General features: G+C 67.1%; 16 protein-coding genes. 11 read left to right on the top strand and 5 right to left on the bottom strand.

Annotation, left to right across the window (positions count from 1 at the left end; translation table 11 throughout):
* Nucleotides 1-86: 86 nt before the first annotated feature.
* Together B9C99_RS17750 and B9C99_RS17745 are read left to right on the top strand one after the other, a co-directional pair.
* Entirely contained in the window at nt 87-1112 is a 1026-nt protein-coding gene (locus B9C99_RS17750; protein WP_253250116.1) for a DUF2235 domain-containing protein, read from the top strand.
* 186 nt (nt 1113-1298) lie between these two features.
* On the top strand, nt 1299-1664 hold the full coding sequence (locus tag B9C99_RS17745) for a VOC family protein (protein WP_019288181.1): 366 nt from the start codon (nt 1299-1301) through the stop codon (nt 1662-1664).
* 208 nt (nt 1665-1872) lie between these two features.
* Here B9C99_RS17745 and B9C99_RS17740 read toward each other — a convergent pair whose 3' ends face one another.
* On the bottom strand, nt 1873-3417 hold the full coding sequence (locus B9C99_RS17740; RefSeq protein ID WP_088898765.1) for an HD domain-containing phosphohydrolase: 1545 nt from the start codon (nt 3415-3417) through the stop codon (nt 1873-1875).
* A 109-nt stretch (nt 3418-3526) separates the two neighbouring features.
* Here B9C99_RS17740 and B9C99_RS17735 point away from each other — a divergent pair, with 109 nt between their 5' ends.
* The 3 genes from B9C99_RS17735 to B9C99_RS17725 all read left to right on the top strand — a co-directional run bounded on the left by B9C99_RS17735 (nt 3527) and on the right by B9C99_RS17725 (nt 8520).
* Nucleotides 3527-4264 (top strand): hypothetical protein, encoded by a 738-nt coding sequence (locus tag B9C99_RS17735; protein WP_253250115.1) that lies wholly within the window; start codon nt 3527-3529, stop codon nt 4262-4264.
* A 340-nt stretch (nt 4265-4604) separates the two neighbouring features.
* Nucleotides 4605-5705, top strand: a complete 1101-nt coding sequence (locus tag B9C99_RS17730; protein ID WP_088898763.1) for a hypothetical protein — start codon at nt 4605-4607, stop codon at nt 5703-5705.
* Complete coding sequence (locus B9C99_RS17725; protein ID WP_088898762.1) at nt 5692-8520, top strand: FtsW/RodA/SpoVE family cell cycle protein; 2829 nt, start codon at nt 5692-5694, stop codon at nt 8518-8520. Before B9C99_RS17730 ends, B9C99_RS17725 begins: the two co-directional genes overlap by 14 nt.
* A 4-nt stretch (nt 8521-8524) precedes the next feature.
* On the opposite strand, the gene B9C99_RS17720 is transcribed toward B9C99_RS17725, so the two are convergent.
* From B9C99_RS17720 to B9C99_RS17710, 3 genes are all read right to left on the bottom strand, one after another.
* Nucleotides 8525-9514, bottom strand: coding sequence for a rod shape-determining protein (locus B9C99_RS17720; RefSeq protein WP_088898761.1), 990 nt, complete (start codon nt 9512-9514; stop codon nt 8525-8527).
* Between the two features lie 171 nt (nt 9515-9685).
* Nucleotides 9686-10039, bottom strand: coding sequence for a hypothetical protein (locus tag B9C99_RS17715; RefSeq protein WP_060654408.1), 354 nt, complete (start codon nt 10037-10039; stop codon nt 9686-9688).
* 140 nt (nt 10040-10179) lie between these two features.
* Entirely contained in the window at nt 10180-10731 is a 552-nt protein-coding gene (locus tag B9C99_RS17710) for a helix-turn-helix domain-containing protein (protein WP_088898760.1), read from the bottom strand.
* Between the two features lie 82 nt (nt 10732-10813).
* On the opposite strand from B9C99_RS17710, the gene B9C99_RS17705 reads away from it, so the two are divergent.
* Nucleotides 10814-11173: a hypothetical protein gene (locus B9C99_RS17705; protein WP_088898759.1), complete on the top strand. Its 360-nt coding sequence runs from the start codon at nt 10814-10816 to the stop codon at nt 11171-11173.
* 9 nt (nt 11174-11182) lie between these two features.
* Here B9C99_RS17705 and B9C99_RS17700 read toward each other — a convergent pair whose 3' ends face one another.
* Nucleotides 11183-11848 (bottom strand): FadR/GntR family transcriptional regulator, encoded by a 666-nt coding sequence (locus B9C99_RS17700; RefSeq protein ID WP_088898758.1) that lies wholly within the window; start codon nt 11846-11848, stop codon nt 11183-11185.
* Nucleotides 11849-11859: 11 nt separating this feature from the next.
* Between B9C99_RS17700 and B9C99_RS17695 the strand changes: the two genes are divergently transcribed.
* The 5 genes from B9C99_RS17695 to B9C99_RS17675 all read left to right on the top strand — a co-directional run bounded on the left by B9C99_RS17695 (nt 11860) and on the right by B9C99_RS17675 (nt 17413).
* On the top strand, nt 11860-13080 hold the full coding sequence (locus B9C99_RS17695) for an MFS transporter (RefSeq protein ID WP_088898757.1): 1221 nt from the start codon (nt 11860-11862) through the stop codon (nt 13078-13080).
* Between the two features lie 182 nt (nt 13081-13262).
* Nucleotides 13263-14627, top strand: a complete 1365-nt coding sequence (locus tag B9C99_RS17690) for an MFS transporter (RefSeq protein WP_088898756.1) — start codon at nt 13263-13265, stop codon at nt 14625-14627.
* 102 nt (nt 14628-14729) lie between these two features.
* Nucleotides 14730-15608: a sulfurtransferase gene (locus B9C99_RS17685; protein ID WP_088898755.1), complete on the top strand. Its 879-nt coding sequence runs from the start codon at nt 14730-14732 to the stop codon at nt 15606-15608.
* Nucleotides 15609-15728: 120 nt separating this feature from the next.
* Nucleotides 15729-16358, top strand: a complete 630-nt coding sequence (gene pnuC / locus B9C99_RS17680) for a nicotinamide riboside transporter PnuC (protein WP_088898754.1) — start codon at nt 15729-15731, stop codon at nt 16356-16358.
* Nucleotides 16358-17413, top strand: coding sequence for an AAA family ATPase (locus B9C99_RS17675; RefSeq protein WP_088898753.1), 1056 nt, complete (start codon nt 16358-16360; stop codon nt 17411-17413). The genes pnuC and B9C99_RS17675 overlap by 1 nt, the downstream gene beginning before the upstream one ends.
* Nucleotides 17414-17481: the final 68 nt, after the last annotated feature.

The following is a 17481-nucleotide window of genomic DNA, read 5'->3' as shown; positions in this document are numbered from 1 at the left end:
CGTAGCGCACTACTCGTGCCTGCCGCACCCTGCCGCGTGACGATCGTTGCACCAGCTTCGAACCGATGCGGCAAGGACGAATCGACATGCCGAAGAACATCATCTATTGCGCAGACGGAACCTGGAACTCGGGGAAGCGGACGAACACGAATGTGCACCGCTTCCATGAAGCGCTCGCGTCGACCCCCACCCAGGTCAAGGTCTACGACCCCGGAGTGGGTACGGAAGGAAACCTGCTCTCGCGCTTGCGGGGCGGTGCCTTCGGGCGAGGCTTGATCGAGAACGTGCGGGAAGGTTACGGGCGTATCGCCGACGTCTTCGAGGAGGGCGACCGCCTCTTCCTCATCGGCTTCAGCCGCGGCGCGTACACCGCGCGGAGCCTCGGTGGGATGATCGCCTACTGCGGGCTGCCGTCCCGCCGACCCACCGGTCGCCTCGTCGAGCAGGCCTTCCACGCCTACCGCAACCGGACACCCGCCGACAAGAAGTGGACCGGTCCTTCCGGCGGAACCCGCATGGTCGACGGGCATATCGAGATGATCGGCGTATGGGACACGGTCGGAACACTCGGAATCCCGGGCGCACTCTTCGGCCGGCTCGACCAGAAGGACTACGGCTTCCTGGACACCCGGCTCCACCGGGACGTCAAAGCCGGCTACCATGCGCTGTCACTCGACGAGCGACGTCGACAGTTCCCGCCGACCCTCTGGGAAGGCGCACCGGCAGACGGGCAGACCATCGAACAGGTCTGGTTCGCAGGAGTGCATTGCGACGTCGGCGGTGGATTCCCGACGACCTCGCTCGCCGACATCAGCCTCGCCTGGATGTTGTCGAACGCCGAGAGGCACGGTGTCGAGATCGACCCAGCCGTCGCGTCGACCTATCCAGCGCTCCTGCTGGACTGCACTGCCGCACTCGGACCGGTCAACGAGTCGTGGAACCTACTATGGGGCTTCCCTCGTCGTCGGGTGGTCGGGAGCGATGCGCGCGTGGCCGACTCGGTGGCCTTCCGGGTTACCATGAACTCCCGATACTCACCTCCGCTCACCATGGACAACAATCCGCGGCGACTGTCGGCGTCGTACCGGCTCGCTTCGGTGGTTCGCATCTAGCCGCTCCACCGGCATCGATATCGACGACGGGAAACCCGGTGTTCACACGAGTCCGGCGCGATCGAACCCGCGAGGCATGAGTAGTGGTGTACTCGAATTCGAGATGGCCCATCGTCCCGATTTGTGTGGCTCGAGCCCCGCTGAGCGGGGTCGAACCCACCGAAGATCGTCGAAGGAGTGAACCGCATGCGTCCGACCGGCATCACCACGAATATCAACGTCCCGGACATCGGGGAGGCGCGGAGTTTCTACGCGGACTATCTGGGGCTGAGCGTCGAGGAGATGAACCTCGGGTGGGTCGCGCGGTTCGCCACTCCCGATGGTCGTGCCGTCGTCCAGTTGGTCAGCGGTGACGAGTCAGCTCCTGTGGACTCGGCGATCTCCGTCCACGTCGGAGATGAGGTGGAGGCGGCCTACGAAGAGGCGCAGCGTCGCGGGTTCGAGATCGTGTATCCGCTGACGACGGAGCCGTGGGGAGTGCGGCGGTTCTTCGTTCGCGCACCGGACGGCACGGTCGTCAACATCGTCAGCCACTCCGACGACCCGCGGTAAGCGGACGAGGACGCCGCTCCGATCTGGTGTTCTCGACGGCGTATATATCGGTCGAGAACACCAGATCTTCCGGCTCGTCGCGTCATCGCGTGCGGAGGTGAGGAAGTACCCAGTCTTGTAGTACGTCGGCATACATCTGGCGCATCGTCTGGTGCGGACACTGATTGTGTGGGTTCGACCCCGGAAGCGGGGGGCGGATCCACATTAATCAGTTGAGGCCGAGGTCGATGGCGGCGAGTCCTGCCTGCGTGCGGTTGTGGACGTCGAGCTTGGTGTACACGTGCTCGACGTGATTGCGGGTCGTCTTGTGCGCGATACCCAGCTCGTCGGCGATCTGTCGGTTCGAGTAACCCAGAGCGACGAGTCTGAGGATCTCCACCTCGCGACCCGTCAGTCCCGCAGGCCAGGGCGCGCGTCGCTTCGTCGGGTGCCCCGCCGCGAGCAATACGGCCTCGACCGCTTCGGTGTCGAGTCGACCGGCCTGCGCATCGTGGCACATCCGGGCCGCCGCGGCCTCCGCCGTCAATGCTTTGCGGTGCGGTCTAGCTTCTCGTAGCCGCTGGTAGGACTCCGCGGCGGCGAGGATCCGCGCCGTCACGCCCAGGTCGGCGGCCCGGAGTCCGCCGGGATATCCGGAACCGTCGAGTCGCTCGCGGTGCGTCACAGCGACGGCGACGACCGGCTCCAGCCCGCCGACGCGGCTGAGGATCCGTCCGGTCAGATACGGATACAAGCGGACCCGCTCCCATTCCGCGGTGGTGAGCGGACCGGCCTTCTCCCAGATCTGATTGGGCACACCCATCCGTCCCAGTCCGTGCACGAGACCCGCGCGGTAGAGGAGTTCGACCTCGTCGACCGGAAGTCCGCGATGCCGGCCCGCGGCCGCCGCCAGATCCGCCACGTGTCTCGAATGCCCCAACAGGTAAGGACATTTCAGGTCGACGAAATCCGCCATTGCGCGCAGCATCTCGTCCAGTTCGGGTCTGCTCAGGATGTAGTCACGATCCGACGCCTGGGCGAGCGCCGCCGACCATGCGTCCTTTTCGAGCACACCCGCCGTGATCGCATCGACGTCGTCGACGAACACCTGCACCACACGAGGGCCGAACTGGGTTCCGCTTCGCGCACGAGCGACGGCGACCGCCTGCGCGGGCCCACCGAGACGCACATACACCTCGGCGACGTCGGCCAGCTGCACGATCTGCATCTCGACGGGAATCTCGTCGCCGCGAACGCCCGAAGGTAGCCCCGCGCCGTCCCAGCGCTCGAAGGTGAAGGTCAGCATCGCGCTCACCCGAGGGTCCAGCCCGACGCGATCGGAGAGAACACTTGCGGACCCGCAGTGGGACCGGATGAGATCGGACACCTGCCGGCGCGCGGTGAACAGGAAGGCCGTGGCGTGGAGGAAACGCTCCGCGTACGGCAGTCCCCGCCCGCTGTGCCCCATCAGCATGCGGAAGAAGGGGAGTCCCGTCATGTCCACCGCGTAGGTATCGGCGCGGAACGCGATGTCGTCGCCGAACATCCGAGCCAGTTCGTGGGAGTCCGCGTGGCATCCGATCCAGGCCACCAGGTTGGCGTAGAAGACGACGTCCCGCTGGTCGGCGCTCAGTCCCATCCGGTCGGCGATGCGCGTGGCGATCACTGCCGAGCGCAGCATGTGCTCCATCGGCTGACCGAGACCCAGATCGATGGCGAGGGACAGCGCGGCGACCAGTTCCGCCCGTCGCGGACCGTCACCCGTGGACGTCATGGAATCAGTGTCCTCGCACGATGCCCGGTCCGAAAGATGAGGCAGCGGCCTCATGACGTGCGGACGCCGCGAGCACAGGATCGAAGTACCCGCAATCGAGGAGGACGACATGACCATCACCCCGCACGCAGCCGCCCAGCAGTCCTGCGAACTGCCCCGGGTTTCCGGAGAGCGTTTCGCCGGCTACGCCGTGATCGGCGCGCCGTTCGCGAGCGGCCACTATCTCGCGCTGCGCAGATTCCCGACCAACAGCATCGGCGACGGCTTCACATCCGTGTGGCACCGCGACCCGGACGGCACGTGGACGGTGTACAGCGACGTGCCCGCCGAACTGAGCTGCCCGCGCTATCTCGGTCGCGCGCTGAGCAGGATCGAGCAGACCGATGTGCGCGCCGAGTGGACCGGCCCGGCCGACCTGCACGTGACCGTCGGTACCGAACTGGAGTGGGATCTCCGGATGACGACCTCGCCAGCGACCACCGTCATGAACGCGGCGGGCAGTCTGATGCCCGACGCCCTCTGGCACAGCCCGACGGTGCTGGCCGCGATGGGTCGCGCCGCCGGGCCGGTGCTCGGCGCCGGCCGGATGCGGCTCGGTGGGCACCTGCCGAACGGGCAGTGGTTCCGGGCCAACCCCCGGCAACTGTGGGTCGCGCACACCGAGCGCGCCGTGGTCCGGGGAGTCGATCTCGGGCCGGAAGGTCCACTGACCCACCAGGACCGCTTCGGCGACTTCCGTCTCCCGCAGCGCGGCCTGTTCGCGACGGTGCAGGTCTGGCTCGAACCGTTCGACGCCCGGCGCCACCACCCGGCACGTCCCGACACGGTGTATGCGGACGGCGAGTGATCGGTGGGTGTTCCCGGGGGTAACAGTCTCCGGGGCAGGAGTGCCGCAAGGTTTCGTTCGAAAGTCGAGGCAACTCTTGGGCAAATGACACACAATGGATTTCGGTAACGAGTCGTCAAGTGGGAAAGGCAATTCAAGGTCAATTCACCCGCCCGCTCCGGTCTGGCTGACACTTGCGGGAGGCCTGGCGTTTTCGGGATGCGCGATGATCGAAGCAGTCTTGGGAATCCATGCGAGAGACTACGAGTCCGTCGAGGTTCGATCCGGACCGCCCACTCGGACGGACGACGACGCAGGGGGCGGCGGCGTAGAACTCGGAAGACTGCTTGCCGTAGCGACTTTGACGCCTGCGCAGGCCGCGCTGCTCGTCACCGATGCGGTTGATCAACTCGAACTCGCGCACACCCGGGGTCACCATCCGATCCGCCTTCGCGGCGACGCTGTGATGGTGTTCGAGGGTGGTCAGCTCACGATCGACTGCGTCAAGAACGCACGCTCCTGGGACGAGGTACGCGACGCGACAGCCGATCTTCTTCGCCGAATCGTGACGAACTGCCGCAACGAAGCGCTCGAGGAGAGAGTGGACGCGGCGATCGCCGAGTCGACGGATCTCGTCGGTCTGGCGAGACGCGTTCGTTATGCTGCCGCAACCGAATTCGACGAAACCGAGGTCGAAAGGAAACGATCGCAGATCGCCGCGCTCGTCTCGGTGGTGAAGGGGCATGCTCGTCCGGTGGACGGTACGGCGGAACGGGCAGACGTGCCGCGCCTGACGGACGAGAGGACCTTCGTCCCGAATCGCCGTCGCCCGCCGGCGGGAAAGGTGTGGCATCGCAAGAAGCGACGGCTGCCGCGACGCCGGACCGTCATGGCGCTGCTCGCGATCATCGCGCTCGTCGGGCTGGCGTGGGTGGCTCCCGCAGCGTGGTCGGAGCTGAATCGTGGCTGGCACACCCTTCTCGACCCGGTGGAGTCGTCGATGGACGACCGGATCGATCCGGTCTCACCACCGCCACCGGTGCCCGAAGTCGCGCCGGGAGCGCCCGTGCCGGGGCCTGTCGGCACCGGTCTTCCCGGTAGCGCCGGACCGATCACGCAGGTCGCCGCGAGCTTCGCGAACGGCCCGTGCGAGCCGGGACGCTCGTGCACTGTGCGCGTCGACGTCGGGCTCGACCCTGCGGCGAATATCGGTGCGGTCACATGGAATCTGACCGTCTACGACCGATGTATGGGCGTGACACTGCCGGGCGGGGAGATCACCTTGCCGGTGCCGGCGGGAAGCCCGGAGGCCTACGGCATCGGAAGCGTCGACCTGCCACCCGGGTCGGCACTCGCCGTCGCCGCGGTCACCACCGTTCCCGCAGCGGCCGCGTCCGAGCCGATGTACGTTCCCGCCGAGAATGCCGCCTGCGTGCCTGGGGGCTCTCGTGACGGCGGATAGGCACCCGTCCGATCCCTGGCTCGTCACGGCGGCCGTCGCACTGGTCGCTCTCGGCATGCTCAATATGATCTCGACGGGCATGTCGTCGCTCGCAGTGCGTCACGCCCTGCTCGCCGCCGCGGGGATCGGTGCGATGTGGGTGACGTCGCGCATGCGGATCGCCGCTCTGGGCCGTTTCGGGTGGGCGCTGTTCACCGCGTCGGTGGTCCTGCTCGCGGCGGTGCCGCTGGTGGGTATCGCGACCAAGGGCGCTCAACGCTGGCTGGATCTCGGCGTGTTCACCCTGCAGCCCTCCGAGATCGCCAAACTGGCGCTGGTCATGGTTCCCGCCGCGATACTGGCCGGCGGGTACACGCTCGGCAGGTTCGTCGGTGTCCTGATCGTGTCGGCGGTGCCGATCGCCCTGGTGGCGCTGCAACCCGACCTCTCGACCGCCGTGGTGCTCGTGGCGACCGTGCTGCTCATGCTGATCCTGGCGAGAGTCCCGTTGCGGTCGCTGTTCCCGCTGTTCGCGCTCGGCCTCGCCTCGTTGCCGATGGCCGTGTTGTTCCTGCGCCCGTATCAGCTCGAGCGGATCCATGTCTTCCTGTCGAACGACGCCGACCCGCAGGGATCGGGCTGGGCGGCGTGGCAGGCGGACATCGCGATCGGCAGTGCCGGGTGGTGGGGCCTCGGCCGCGAACCGGACTACGACCTGCGGGCGCAATATCTCCCCGAATCGGAACACGACCTGGCCTTCGCGAGCCTAGTGTACGGGTGGGGTCTGGTCGCCGGCATCGCCGTCGTTGCGGCCGTCGTGATCATCGTATGGCGTTCCGTGGTCGCCGCGCGCGTCGCACGCACCAGGGAGGCAGCGCTCGTCGCAGCGGGTATCGGTGGTGTGTTCGGACTGCACACCGTGGTGTCGGTGGCCCAGAGCCTGTCGCTGCTGCCGCACACCGGTATGCCGATCCCGATCTTCAGCTACGGAGGCACCGCCTCGATCATCGGGTTCGTCTCGATCGGGTTGGTGCTCGCAGTGCGCCGCGACGGGGTGACCCGGCCGCTGTGGGTGACCGAGCCCAAGAAGCGGCGTCTGCCACGAGGAGTGTCGGTGGGTGCGCTGACGCTGACGGCCTCGCTCGCCGCGATGTCGGTGTTCGCGTGGCAGATGCAGACCGAGCACGGCACCGAGTTCCGCGCGACGAGCGACACGCAGATGCTCCGCTGCATCCGTCTGCCCGCCGAGCGTGGCCAGATCCTCGACCGGACCGGCGTTCCCGTCGCGACCAACGTCGCGGAGTACACGGTCGCCGTGGTCGCCCGGATGTTCGCCGAAGGTGCCCCGTCGGCGCGCTACGAGCTCGCCGCCCTGCTCGGCATGCCTCCGGAGAAGCTCGACGAGGAACTGCGGAGCAGTACCGGCGGGGACATCCAGGTCGTGCTCGGAAGAGTCGGGCCCGAACAGGCCCGGGCGATCGTGGACGCTCGGCTGCCCTGGGTGCTCGTCTACCCGACGGGCCGCAGGCAGTACCCGCACGGGGAGATGCTGGCGTCGCTCCTCGGGTACGTCGGCATCGCGGACGAGCAGGACATGGAGCTCTGGCCGACCCTCGCGCTCGGATCTCGGGTCGGCAAGGCCGGGCTCGAACGGCAGTACGACGCGTTGCTGCGTGGCGTCGACGGCCGTCAATGCGTGTACGTCGATCCGTCCGGGCGCCCGGTGGGCACGGGGGAGCGGGTGGATCCGATCCGCGGCCACGACCTGCGGTTGCATCTCGATGTCGGCATGCAGCGGGCCGCGACCGACGCGCTCGCGCAGACGGTGCGCACCAGCGGAGGCGACCTCGGCGCGGCGGTCGTGATGGACGCCCGCACCGGCGCGGTGTTGGCGCTGGCCAGCGTCCCCGGCTACGACAACAACGTCTACGGACCCCCGGCCGACCTGGCCGCGATCGCGGCGCAGACCGAGGCATCGGGACCGGGCCGCATGCTCAACCATGCGGTGCAGACGGCAGTGCCACCGGGGTCGACGTTCAAGATCGTGACGGCGTCGACGAACGCCGCGTTCGACGTGCTGTCCCCGGATGCCTTCCTGGCGGGTGGTGCGGCCTACAACTACGGCGGTCACACCTTCGCCAACTGGCAGCCGATGGGCCCGAACAACCTGCTCGGGGCGATCCAGTGGTCCGACAACGTCTACTTCTACCAACTGGCCGACCTTCTCGGTCCCTACCGCATCGCGCAGGTCGCTTCCGAGCTCGGCGCGGGTGCCCCCTCGGGGATCGATCTGCCGGCCGAGTCCGCGGGCTTCCTCGGTACCCCGGACAACGTCGAGAGCATCGGCGGTGCCTGGTATCCGGGTTCGACCCTGCTCATGGGTATCGGTCAGGGCACCGTCACGGCGACGCCGATCCAGGTCGCGCGGTGGACGGCGGGTATCGCGTCGGGGCAGATGGTGACGCCGAAGCTTGCTGCCGCCTACGGACCCGGCGACGCGGTCCCGATTCCCACCGAGCAACCTCGGCCGTTGTCGTTCGCCGACAAGCTCGAACCGGTGCGCGCGGGCATGCGGGCATCGGCGTCGGCCGGCACTGCCGGTCAGCTCGCGAGCCTGCCGGTGACGGCCGCCGCCAAGACCGGCACGGCAGAGGATCCGTCGGCACCGGGCAAGGGACTCAACGCGTGGTTCTCCGCGGTGGTGCCCGCCGAGTCGCCGGAGGTCGTGGTGACGGCACTGGTGCGCGGCGGCGGTTTCGGATCGGCCACCTCGGGACCGGTCGTCAAGGGTCTGCTCGAGCGTTACCTCGCGCAGCTCCGGACGCCGAATCCCTGACAGGTCAGGCGGCGTAGGCGGCGATCACGTCGGCGTGCTCGATGCACGAGGTCGCGCCCTCGGCGACGCAGGTGAGCGGACGCTCGGCGGTCTTCACCGGCAGGCCGAAGGCCTCCTCGAGCAGTTGCGGCACGCCGCGCAGCATCGATCCTCCGCCGATTGCCAGGATGCCTTCGGACATCACGTCGCTGATCGCGCGCGGCGGCAGGTCGTCGAGGCAGCTCGACAGCGTCTGCACGATGCTCGTCGTGGTGGGCCGGACGGCATCCATGATCTCCTCGGTCTCGAGCGTCACCAGACGCGCGCGGCCGGTCGCGGCGTCGCGACCCTCGACCACGAGCGACCGTTCGTCGGCGGTCTCGGGCGCACCCACTTTGGCACGCTCGGCAGTGAGTTCACCGACGAGGATCTGGTGTTCTGCGCGGAGATACCGGAGGATCGCGCTCGTCAGGTCGTCCCCGGCGATGCGGCAACTGCGGTGCGACAGGACACCGCCGTAGCAGAGAGCTGTGACTTCCGAAGTGCCACCGCCGATGTCGACGACGAGATGGGTCCGGGGCTCGAGCGGGTCGATCCCGCACCCGATGGCACCGGCGACCGGCTCGGGAATCAACCCGACCTTCCGCAGGCCGGCCTCGTGCCCCACCTCGAGCAGCGCCCGACGCTCGAGCGGCGTGGCCCCGGCGGGAGCTGCGATGACGCCCATCGGACGGATGCCGTAGCGGCGGCGCGGCGCGAGCTGGGCGAGCACGGCCGTGACGAATGTCCGTGCCGTTTCGAGATCGACGATCACCCCGTCGCGTATCGGGTGGACGGGAGTGATCCCACCGGGTGTGCGGTCGACGAGATCGCTCGCCTCCTTGCCGATCGCGAGCGCGCGGCGCGGTTCCTTCGTCCGAACCATCATCAGTGACGGTTCGTTGAGGACTATGCCCTCGTCGGGAGTTCCGACGACGGTGTTGGCTGTTCCGAGATCGATACCGAATCCACGCACGTCGGCCTCCGAGAGGATCCCAGCGAAATTTTCCGGATGGTGTCCAGCGGCATCGTGATGATGTCGTGTACCGCTCAGGTTACCGCCGCCGAATTCCCTTACGCGCGTTGTTCACCGGAATGATATGCCGCGTTGTGCCGCTGAGTGCCCCGCTCGTCTCGGATGACCGGATCAGGCGGGATCGAGTTGCAGCACAACCTCGACGCGACCGCGTTCGTCGCGTGTCGCGACGGCGTGGCCGGTGCGTCCCTTGTCGTCGAGTTGGATGCTCATGGGAGCACCGGCGCCGAGAAAGTTGCGCCACCAAGACTTCTCGTCGGGCATCGCGACGCCGATCGTCACGGAGTCGCCCGAACGTCGGTAACTGATCGGCAACGTGATCTTCCTGCCGGATTTTCGACCCGTGTACGTGATCGGTGCGACATAGTTACGGATCCGGTTACCGATGACGGGTAGACCGGCGGCTCCCATGACCATGGAGTTGAAGGGACCTGCGAGACGGAACAGTGAACCGGCAATTGTCATGTCTACCTCCCGCAGACACGGTACGGGAAGGCGTAACCGTCCGACATCGGTTCGACTTCGGCCGGCCCACGACGATCTTCGCGCAGTGGGCCGGTGCGCACGTCGACGAGTTCCGCTGAGGTCTACTCCTCTGCCGGCCTCTACCCCTCTTCGGAAGCAGTGCTGGGAGGAGCCGGTATCACCGCGGTCGTCAGGGTGATGCGCATTCGGTCGTCACCGGTATCCGTGCGATACGGGGCGAGGATGTCGGCGAGCCTGCTCTGGATCTCCGCGAGATCGTCGGTCGTGACGTAGAGCGGGGTGGTCCCGAAACCCAGATAGTCCCGCAGGCTCCGATCGTCGTCCCCGATGAATCTGTCGAAGCTTTCACCGAGCGCGCCCAGGAAGGTGACGAAGGCATTGCGCAGCTCGGCGTCGCTCATGGCGGCGAGGTCGTCGTGGCCGAGGTGTGCCATGCGGTCGCCGAGCGCGAGGGTGCGTTCGACGGTTCCACGCACGCGACGTTCGTCGACGACGGTGACGATCTCGGCGTCGATCAACGCTGCGACGTGGCGGTAGAGCGTGGCCTGGGTGACGTCCGGTAGTGCCGACCGGAGTTCGCTCGTGGTCAGCTGCCGTCCTCCGAGTTGCTGCACGATCCGCAGTCGAACCGGATGCAGCACGACTTCCGCGATCGGGGACGTCTTCGCCATCGGTACCTACCCATCATTGTTATCACCGTGATAATGTTCTCAGTGCTGTAGTCAGTTTACCGTCGACGGAAGGTCCGACGTCATGGCCGAAACGACATACGACAACGCAACCCTCCACCTGTCCTTCTCTCGGTGGGAAGCCTTCCTGGTCCGCCGATCCGCGATGGAGGTGCCGATCTCGGCGATCACCGGCGTGGAGGTCCTTCCGGGATGGACGTCCGAGATCCTCGGTATCAGATCAGGCATCGTGATCTCCGGATTCTTGAAAGTGGGCACCTTCCGACACCCGCGCGGCATCAAGCGCCTGGTCGCCATGAAGCGAGGTCATCCGGTGCTGCGCGTCGCGCTGGGTGGCCCCGGCGCCGAGTTCGACGAACTTCTCCTGAGCTCTCCGGAGTCGTACACCCTCGCGGACGCCCTGCGCTCGGCCGGGGTCCGATGAGGGGTGGCCTCAGTCGGTGAGTTCCGCGAACAGTGCCCGCGCCGCCTCCACGGTGGCGTCCTCATCGCCGGCGATCACGGCGGTCACCAGCGCGGTGTGTTCCGGTTCGAAGCCGAGACCGGTGACGCGGACGTGCCGGTCGATGGTCCGCCGGATCGACGGGAGCAGCGAGTCGTAGAACTCGAGGTACACCGCGTTGTGGCTGGCCTCAACGATGCCGCGGTGCAGGGCGACGTCGGCGGCCACCGCGGCGTCGGTGTCGGATCCGGCGAACAGCCGGTTGCGTTCGGCGAGCAACTGCTCGAGCCGGGCCACGTCGTCGGGGGTGCGTCGGCGCGCGGCGAGGACGGCGGCGGTGACGTCGAGGGCCTGCCGCAGTTCGAGGACGTCGCGTTCGTGGGCGGTGGCGAAGTACTTGCCGAGGGTGCCGGTGACGTCGGAGGTCGCGATGACATAGGTGCCCGAGCCCTGCCGGCGTTCGAGCATGCCGGTGTGGACGAGTGCCTGCACGGCCTCGCGGACGGTGTTGCGTCCGGTGCCGGTGAACTCGCACAGCTGAGGTTCGGTGGGGATCTTCTCGCCCACCTTCCAGCGACCGTTGCAGATCTCACTGCGCAACTGCTCGGTGACCTGCTCGATCAGGTTCGTGCGCTGAACAGGTTTTCCCAAAGTCATCCCATCATCCTATGATTTCCGGTGTGAGTCTTCTGCGTGGCCGGCTGCTGGTGTTCTGTGCGATCGCGATGTCGGCCCTCGTGCTGAGACTCGCGGTCACCTCGTTCAGCCCGCTCGCTGCACAGATCAGCGAGGAGATTGGCTTCTCGTCCACCGTCGTCGGCGTCTTCGGCATGATCCCGACCGCGATGTTCGCGGCCTTCGGACTCGCCACCCCGGCGCTCGGCCGACGATGGGGACTCGAACGCACCGCGCTCATCGCGATGCTCATGGCCGGCGTGGGCATGGCGACCCGCGCGCTCATGACCGACACCTGGTCGCTGCTGCTCCTGTCGGGTCTCGCGCTCGGTGGGATGGGCATCGGCAACGTCGTCATCCCCCCTCTGGTCAAGCGCTACTTCTCCGACACGCTGGCACTCGTCAGCTCGGTATACATCGTCGGCGTGCAGTTGAGCACCATCGTGCCCGCCTTCGTCGCGGTTCCTCTCGCCGACGCCTTCGGCTGGCGCGTCTCGCTCGGTGTGTGGGCGCTCGTCGGATTCGCCGCGGCCGTTCCGTGGGTGTGGGTGCTGCTGCGTCATCGGAACGCCGATGCCGGGGAAGTGGCTCCCGTCGACCGGAACGTCGACGGCAGGGTGTGGCGGTCGCCGGTGGGCTGGGGGATGGCCGGCATGTTCGGCATGACGTCGCTCGTCACCTATTCGATGTTCACGTGGATCCCGGACATCCTCGCCGACGCCGGAGCCAGCCCCGCCTTCGGCGGCGCGATGGTGGGACTGTTCGCCCTGCTCGGACTCGTCTCTGCGTTCGGTGCTCCGTCGCTGTGCGCGCGGATGACGAATCCGTTCCCCGTGGTCGTCGCGTGCGCGTCGTGCTTCCTCGTCGCGTTCGCCGGTCTGTGGATCGCGCCGATGAGCGCCCCGATCCTGTGGATCGTGCTGCTCGGACTCGGCCCGAGCACATTCCCGATGGCCCTGACCCTCATCAACCTGCGCTCCCGCAGCCACGCCGGATCCGCCGCCCTGTCCGGCTTCACTCAGGGCGTCGGCTACACCGTGGCGTGCCTGGGCCCGCTGCTGTTCGGCGTCTTCCACGACCTCACCTCGGGCTGGACGGCCTCCTTCGCCTTCATGACCGTCGCCGTCGCCGTGTTGGTGACCGGCGCCTATCAGGCCTGCAAGCCGCGGGTGGTCGAGGACAGCTGGAACGCTCGCCCGATCTCGGTGGGTTAGACCCCGCTCAGCGGGGCCGGATCCACCGAAATCGTCGTTCGGTCCTGAGCCTTCCGGGAACGTCCCATTGAGCGGGCGCGTCCTTGGATCGTCTCGCCCGGGTCGACAGAGTCGAGGTGATGGGCGTCACGCAACCGCTGTGACCCCATCGATTCCGTCCCTGCGATCCCCAGGAGTGCTGAATGGAGCAGCCTGCGTCGGCCCCCACCGAGGAAACGAACACAGCACGCGACGTACAGAGCCCGCCGTCCGGTGACATCGCGCAACTGCGGAAGGTCACCCTCTCGAGCCTGCTCGGCACCACCATCGAGTACTACGACTTCCTGCTCTACAGCACGATGGCCGCCCTCGTCTTCGGCGACCTGTTCTTCCCGTCGTCGAACTCGGCGGTCTCGACGATCGCCGCCTTCGGGACACTCGCGGCCGGATACGTCGCGCGACCGCTGGGCGGCCTGGTGTTCGGGCACTTCGGCGATCGGCTCGGACGCAAGTCGATGCTCGTCATCACGATGGTGATGATGGGTATCGCCAGCTTCGCGATCGGCATCCTTCCCACCTACGAACAGATCGGCATGCTGGCGCCCGTCCTTCTCGTGACGCTGCGTGTCGTGCAGGGTGTCGCCGTCGGTGGCGAGTGGGGTGGCGCGGCACTGATGGTCGCCGAGCACTCCGACGACCGTCGTCGCGGACTGTGGACCGGCCTCATGCAGCTCGGTTCGCCGATCGGATTCCTGTTGTCGACGTCGGCTGTGATGCTCGCGACCCTGCTGCCGGACGAGTCGTTCGAATCGTGGGGATGGCGACTGCCGTTCATCGCCAGCGCAGCGCTTCTGGCGATCGGCCTCTACGTGCGCATGAGTGTCGTTGAGAGTCCTGTCTTCGAGCAGGCCGCGGCGAGAGCGGAGGACGCCGCGGAGGCGAAACCACCGGTGCTGCAGTTGCTCCGGCGTCCGCGCCCGCTCATCCTTGCGTGTGCGGTGGGTATCGGCCCGTTCGCGATGACGGCTCTGATCACGTCGCACATCATCGCCTACACGACATCGGTGGGATACAGCTCGTCGACCGTCATGCGGATTCTGGTGCTGATGTCGGTCGTCTCGATCTTCGCGATCCCCGGCTTCTCGGCGTTGTCCGACCGCGTGGGACGTCGCGCGGTGAGCCTCACGGGTGCGGCCGTCGCGGTGCTGTACGCCTTCCCGCTGTACATGATGATCAACACGGGTTCGATCGCGCTGCTCACGGTCGCGTTGCTGTTCGGGCAGGTCGTGCAGTCGGCGATGTACGCGCCGCTCGCACCGATGCTGTCGGAGATGTTCGGCACCGACGTGCGGTACACCGGGGTGTCGTTCGGCTACCAGTTCGCCAGCTTGATCGGCGCCGGCTTCACGCCGATGATCGCGGCGAGCCTGCTGGTCGCGTCGGACGGATCGAGCCTGCCGCTGAGCCTCATCCTCGTCGGTACCGCGTGTGTGACGATCTTCGCCGCGTGGATCGCGTCGGAGACCCGGGGCAAGAACCTCGCCGCTGCCCGGACCGAACAGATCTGACGTCGATTTCGGTGGGTTCGTCCCCGCTGAGCGGGGACGAACCCACCGGAGTCCTGTGACTGCTCTACTGGAGGGAGACACCGAGAGCAGAGGAGGACCTCGATGAACGACACGAAGCCGAACACCGTCTCCGCGGAGTGGTTGTACGAGCAGTTGGGGGACGAGGACCTCGTCATCGTCGACGCGACCGTGCACCTGAGCATGCCACCGGACGGGTCCGTGCACATCGAGCCCGGGTTGGCGACCTACCTGGAGGAACACATTCCCGGCGCGGTCTACGCCGACCTGTTCACGGACTTCTCCGATCACGAAGCGCCGCAACCGTTCACCGCGGCGTCGTCGGAGCGGTTCGCCACCGCCGCCGGTGCGGTCGGCATCGGTGAGGGACGTCGGGTGGTGCTGTACGACCAGAAGAACGGCATCTGGGCCGCGCGACTGTGGTGGCAGCTGCGGCTCGAAGGCTTCGACGACGCCGCCGTGCTCGACGGCGGACTACCCGCCTGGAAGGCCGCCGGATATCCGGTCTCGGACGAGCAGGTGGTCCCGCACGGTGCGACGTTCACTTCGCAGCACCGGCCCGAGCTCGTGCGGTCGACGGAGGAGATCGCGGCGTCGCTCGACGACCCGAACACACTGATCATCAACGCCCTGGATCCCGCGACCTACCGCGGGGAGAGCCCGTCCTACCCGCGACGCGGGCACATCCCGGGCAGCATCAACATCCCCTTCGGTGATCTCGTCGACCCGTCGACCGGACGCTTGAAGCCGGCGGCGGAACTGCGCGAGATCTTCGACAAGGCGGGCGCTCTGAACCCGGACGTCAAGCCGGTGACCTACTGCGGCGGCGGCATCGCGGCCTCCGGACTCGCGCACGCGCTCGCAGCTGCAGGTCGGTCGGACGTTGCGGTGTACGACGGTTCGCTCAACGCGTGGACCGCCGACGAATCCCTGCCGCTCGTGGAGGGCCCCGACCCCCGCTGATTCCCGAAACTTCGGTGTTCTCGACGTCGTATAGCGCCGTCGAGAACACCGAAGTCGATTTCACCGTTGCATCATTTAGAGCAAACATGATCTAATCGCTGCCACAAGCGAAAGGCGGCGATGATGATCGCATTTCTGAACTCGACGGCGTTCACTGCACTCGGTACGCCCACCACCTGGGCCGAAGTGTTCGGCTTCGTCAGCGGCGCGTGGTGCGTGTACCTGGTGGGGCGGCAGTCGATCCTCAACTGGCCGATCGGTATCGCCAACAACCTCGTGTGGATCCTGCTCTTCGCGACCGCCGGGCTCTACGCCGATTCCGGACTGCAGGTTGTGTACATCGCGCTCGCCGTGTGGGGGTGGAGCAACTGGGCGCGGGGCAGAGACGGGGATGCCCTGCCGGTGACGGGCACGAACACGACCGAGTGGAGCGTGCTCGCGGTCGTCGGTGTCGCTGCGGTGATCGGGCTGACGGCGTTGCTGGAGGTCGCGACGAACTCGACCGTCGCGTTCTGGGACGCGACCACCACCGTGCTGTCGTTGCTCGCGACGTGGGGGCAGGCGAAGAAACGGTGGGAGTCGTGGCTGCTGTGGATCGCCGCCGACCTGATCTACATCCCGCTCTACCTGCACAAGGGACTGACGCTCACGGCACTGCTGTATGCAGGGTTCCTGCTCCTGTGCATTCGGGGTCTGGTTGCCTGGCGACGCTCCATGGCGGCCGAGCAGGAACTCGTGGAGGTGCGCTGATGTATCGGCACGCACTCGTCATCGGGAAGTTCTACCCACCCCACGTCGGTCACCATCACCTCGTCCGGCGTGCCGCGGAAGTCGCCGAGCGCGTCACCGTCGTCGTCATGTCCTCTGCGGCGGAGACGATTCCGTTGGGCGACCGCGTGTCATGGATGCGGGAATCGCACGCCGCCGATACGACGGTCACCGTGACGGGGATTCCGTGCGACGCACCGATGGACCTGGAATCGGACACCGTGTGGACCGCGCAGGTCGCGTGTATGAAAGCGGCCGCGCGCACCGTCACCGATGTTCCGGTCGATGCGGTGGTCTCCAGCGAGAAGTACGGCGACGAGCTCGCTCGACGCTTCTCGGCCACGCACGTGTGCGTCGACCCGCTGCGGGTCGCGCATCCCGCATCCGGCACGGCCTGCCGCAGCGATCTCGTCGGGCGCTGGGACGATCTCGACGCACCGGCCCGTGCCGGCCTCACGACCCGCATCGTCGTCGTCGGCTCCGAATCCACGGGCACCACCACCGTGAGTCGAGAGTTGGTGCGTCGATACCGAAATCGAGGTGGTGTGTGGGAACGAACCGGATGGGTGCCCGAATACGGCCGACAGGTCACCTACGACAAGCTCGGCACCGGAACCGTCGACGACATCGTGTGGACCGGCGACGATTTCGAGAACATCGCCGTCGAGCAGACGCAACTCGAGGAACATGCAGCACGGGAAGGGTCTCCGCTGCTCGTCTGCGACACCGACGCGTTCGCGACCACCGTGTGGGAGCGCCGCTATCTCGGTAGCAGTGAACGGGCGTGGCGCGGTGTCCGCGACCGGCGAGCGCTGTACCTGCTCACCGACCACAACGGTGTTCCGTTCGTGCAGGACGGCATCCGGGACGGCGAACACATCCGCGCACAGATGACGGAGTGGTTCGTCGACGCGCTCACTGCCACGGGACGCTCGTGGGTGTTGCTCACCGGCAGTCTCGAGGAGCGGGTCGACCTGGCGGAACGGGTGGCGGACCAGGCGTTGCGGCTGGGTTCGCAGTTCGGCATTCCGCTGTAGCGTCGGAATTCGTCTTCCCCCTCTCACGTTATACCGGATCCTCGGCCCTCATGAGGATCGAAAATTGG

It is taken from the genome of Rhodococcus sp. BUPNP1, from assembly GCF_002215235.1.
GTDB lineage: Bacteria > Actinomycetota > Actinomycetes > Mycobacteriales > Mycobacteriaceae > Rhodococcus.
Note: the sequence above shows the minus strand (reverse complement) of the source record. Positions and strands in the feature narration are given on the sequence as shown.

What these genes read in the sequence shown, in the direction of transcription:
- B9C99_RS17740 (WP_088898765.1), bottom strand. Translation starts at nt 3,417, where the DNA reads ATGACGTCCACGGGTGACGGTCCGCGACGGGCGGAACTGGTCGCCGCG.
- B9C99_RS17745 (WP_019288181.1), top strand. Translation starts at nt 1,299, where the DNA reads ATGCGTCCGACCGGCATCACCACGAATATCAACGTCCCGGACATCGGG.
- B9C99_RS17685 (WP_088898755.1), top strand. Translation starts at nt 14,730, where the DNA reads ATGAACGACACGAAGCCGAACACCGTCTCCGCGGAGTGGTTGTACGAG.
- B9C99_RS17710 (WP_088898760.1), bottom strand. Translation starts at nt 10,731, where the DNA reads ATGGCGAAGACGTCCCCGATCGCGGAAGTCGTGCTGCATCCGGTTCGA.
- B9C99_RS17750 (WP_253250116.1), top strand. Translation starts at nt 87, where the DNA reads ATGCCGAAGAACATCATCTATTGCGCAGACGGAACCTGGAACTCGGGG.
- B9C99_RS17715 (WP_060654408.1), bottom strand. Translation starts at nt 10,039, where the DNA reads ATGACAATTGCCGGTTCACTGTTCCGTCTCGCAGGTCCCTTCAACTCC.
- B9C99_RS17700 (WP_088898758.1), bottom strand. Translation starts at nt 11,848, where the DNA reads ATGACTTTGGGAAAACCTGTTCAGCGCACGAACCTGATCGAGCAGGTC.
- B9C99_RS17735 (WP_253250115.1), top strand. Translation starts at nt 3,527, where the DNA reads ATGACCATCACCCCGCACGCAGCCGCCCAGCAGTCCTGCGAACTGCCC.
- B9C99_RS17690 (WP_088898756.1), top strand. Translation starts at nt 13,263, where the DNA reads ATGGAGCAGCCTGCGTCGGCCCCCACCGAGGAAACGAACACAGCACGC.
- B9C99_RS17705 (WP_088898759.1), top strand. Translation starts at nt 10,814, where the DNA reads ATGGCCGAAACGACATACGACAACGCAACCCTCCACCTGTCCTTCTCT.
- pnuC (WP_088898754.1), top strand. Translation starts at nt 15,729, where the DNA reads ATGATGATCGCATTTCTGAACTCGACGGCGTTCACTGCACTCGGTACG.
- B9C99_RS17675 (WP_088898753.1), top strand. Translation starts at nt 16,358, where the DNA reads ATGTATCGGCACGCACTCGTCATCGGGAAGTTCTACCCACCCCACGTC.
- B9C99_RS17695 (WP_088898757.1), top strand. Translation starts at nt 11,860, where the DNA reads ATGATTTCCGGTGTGAGTCTTCTGCGTGGCCGGCTGCTGGTGTTCTGT.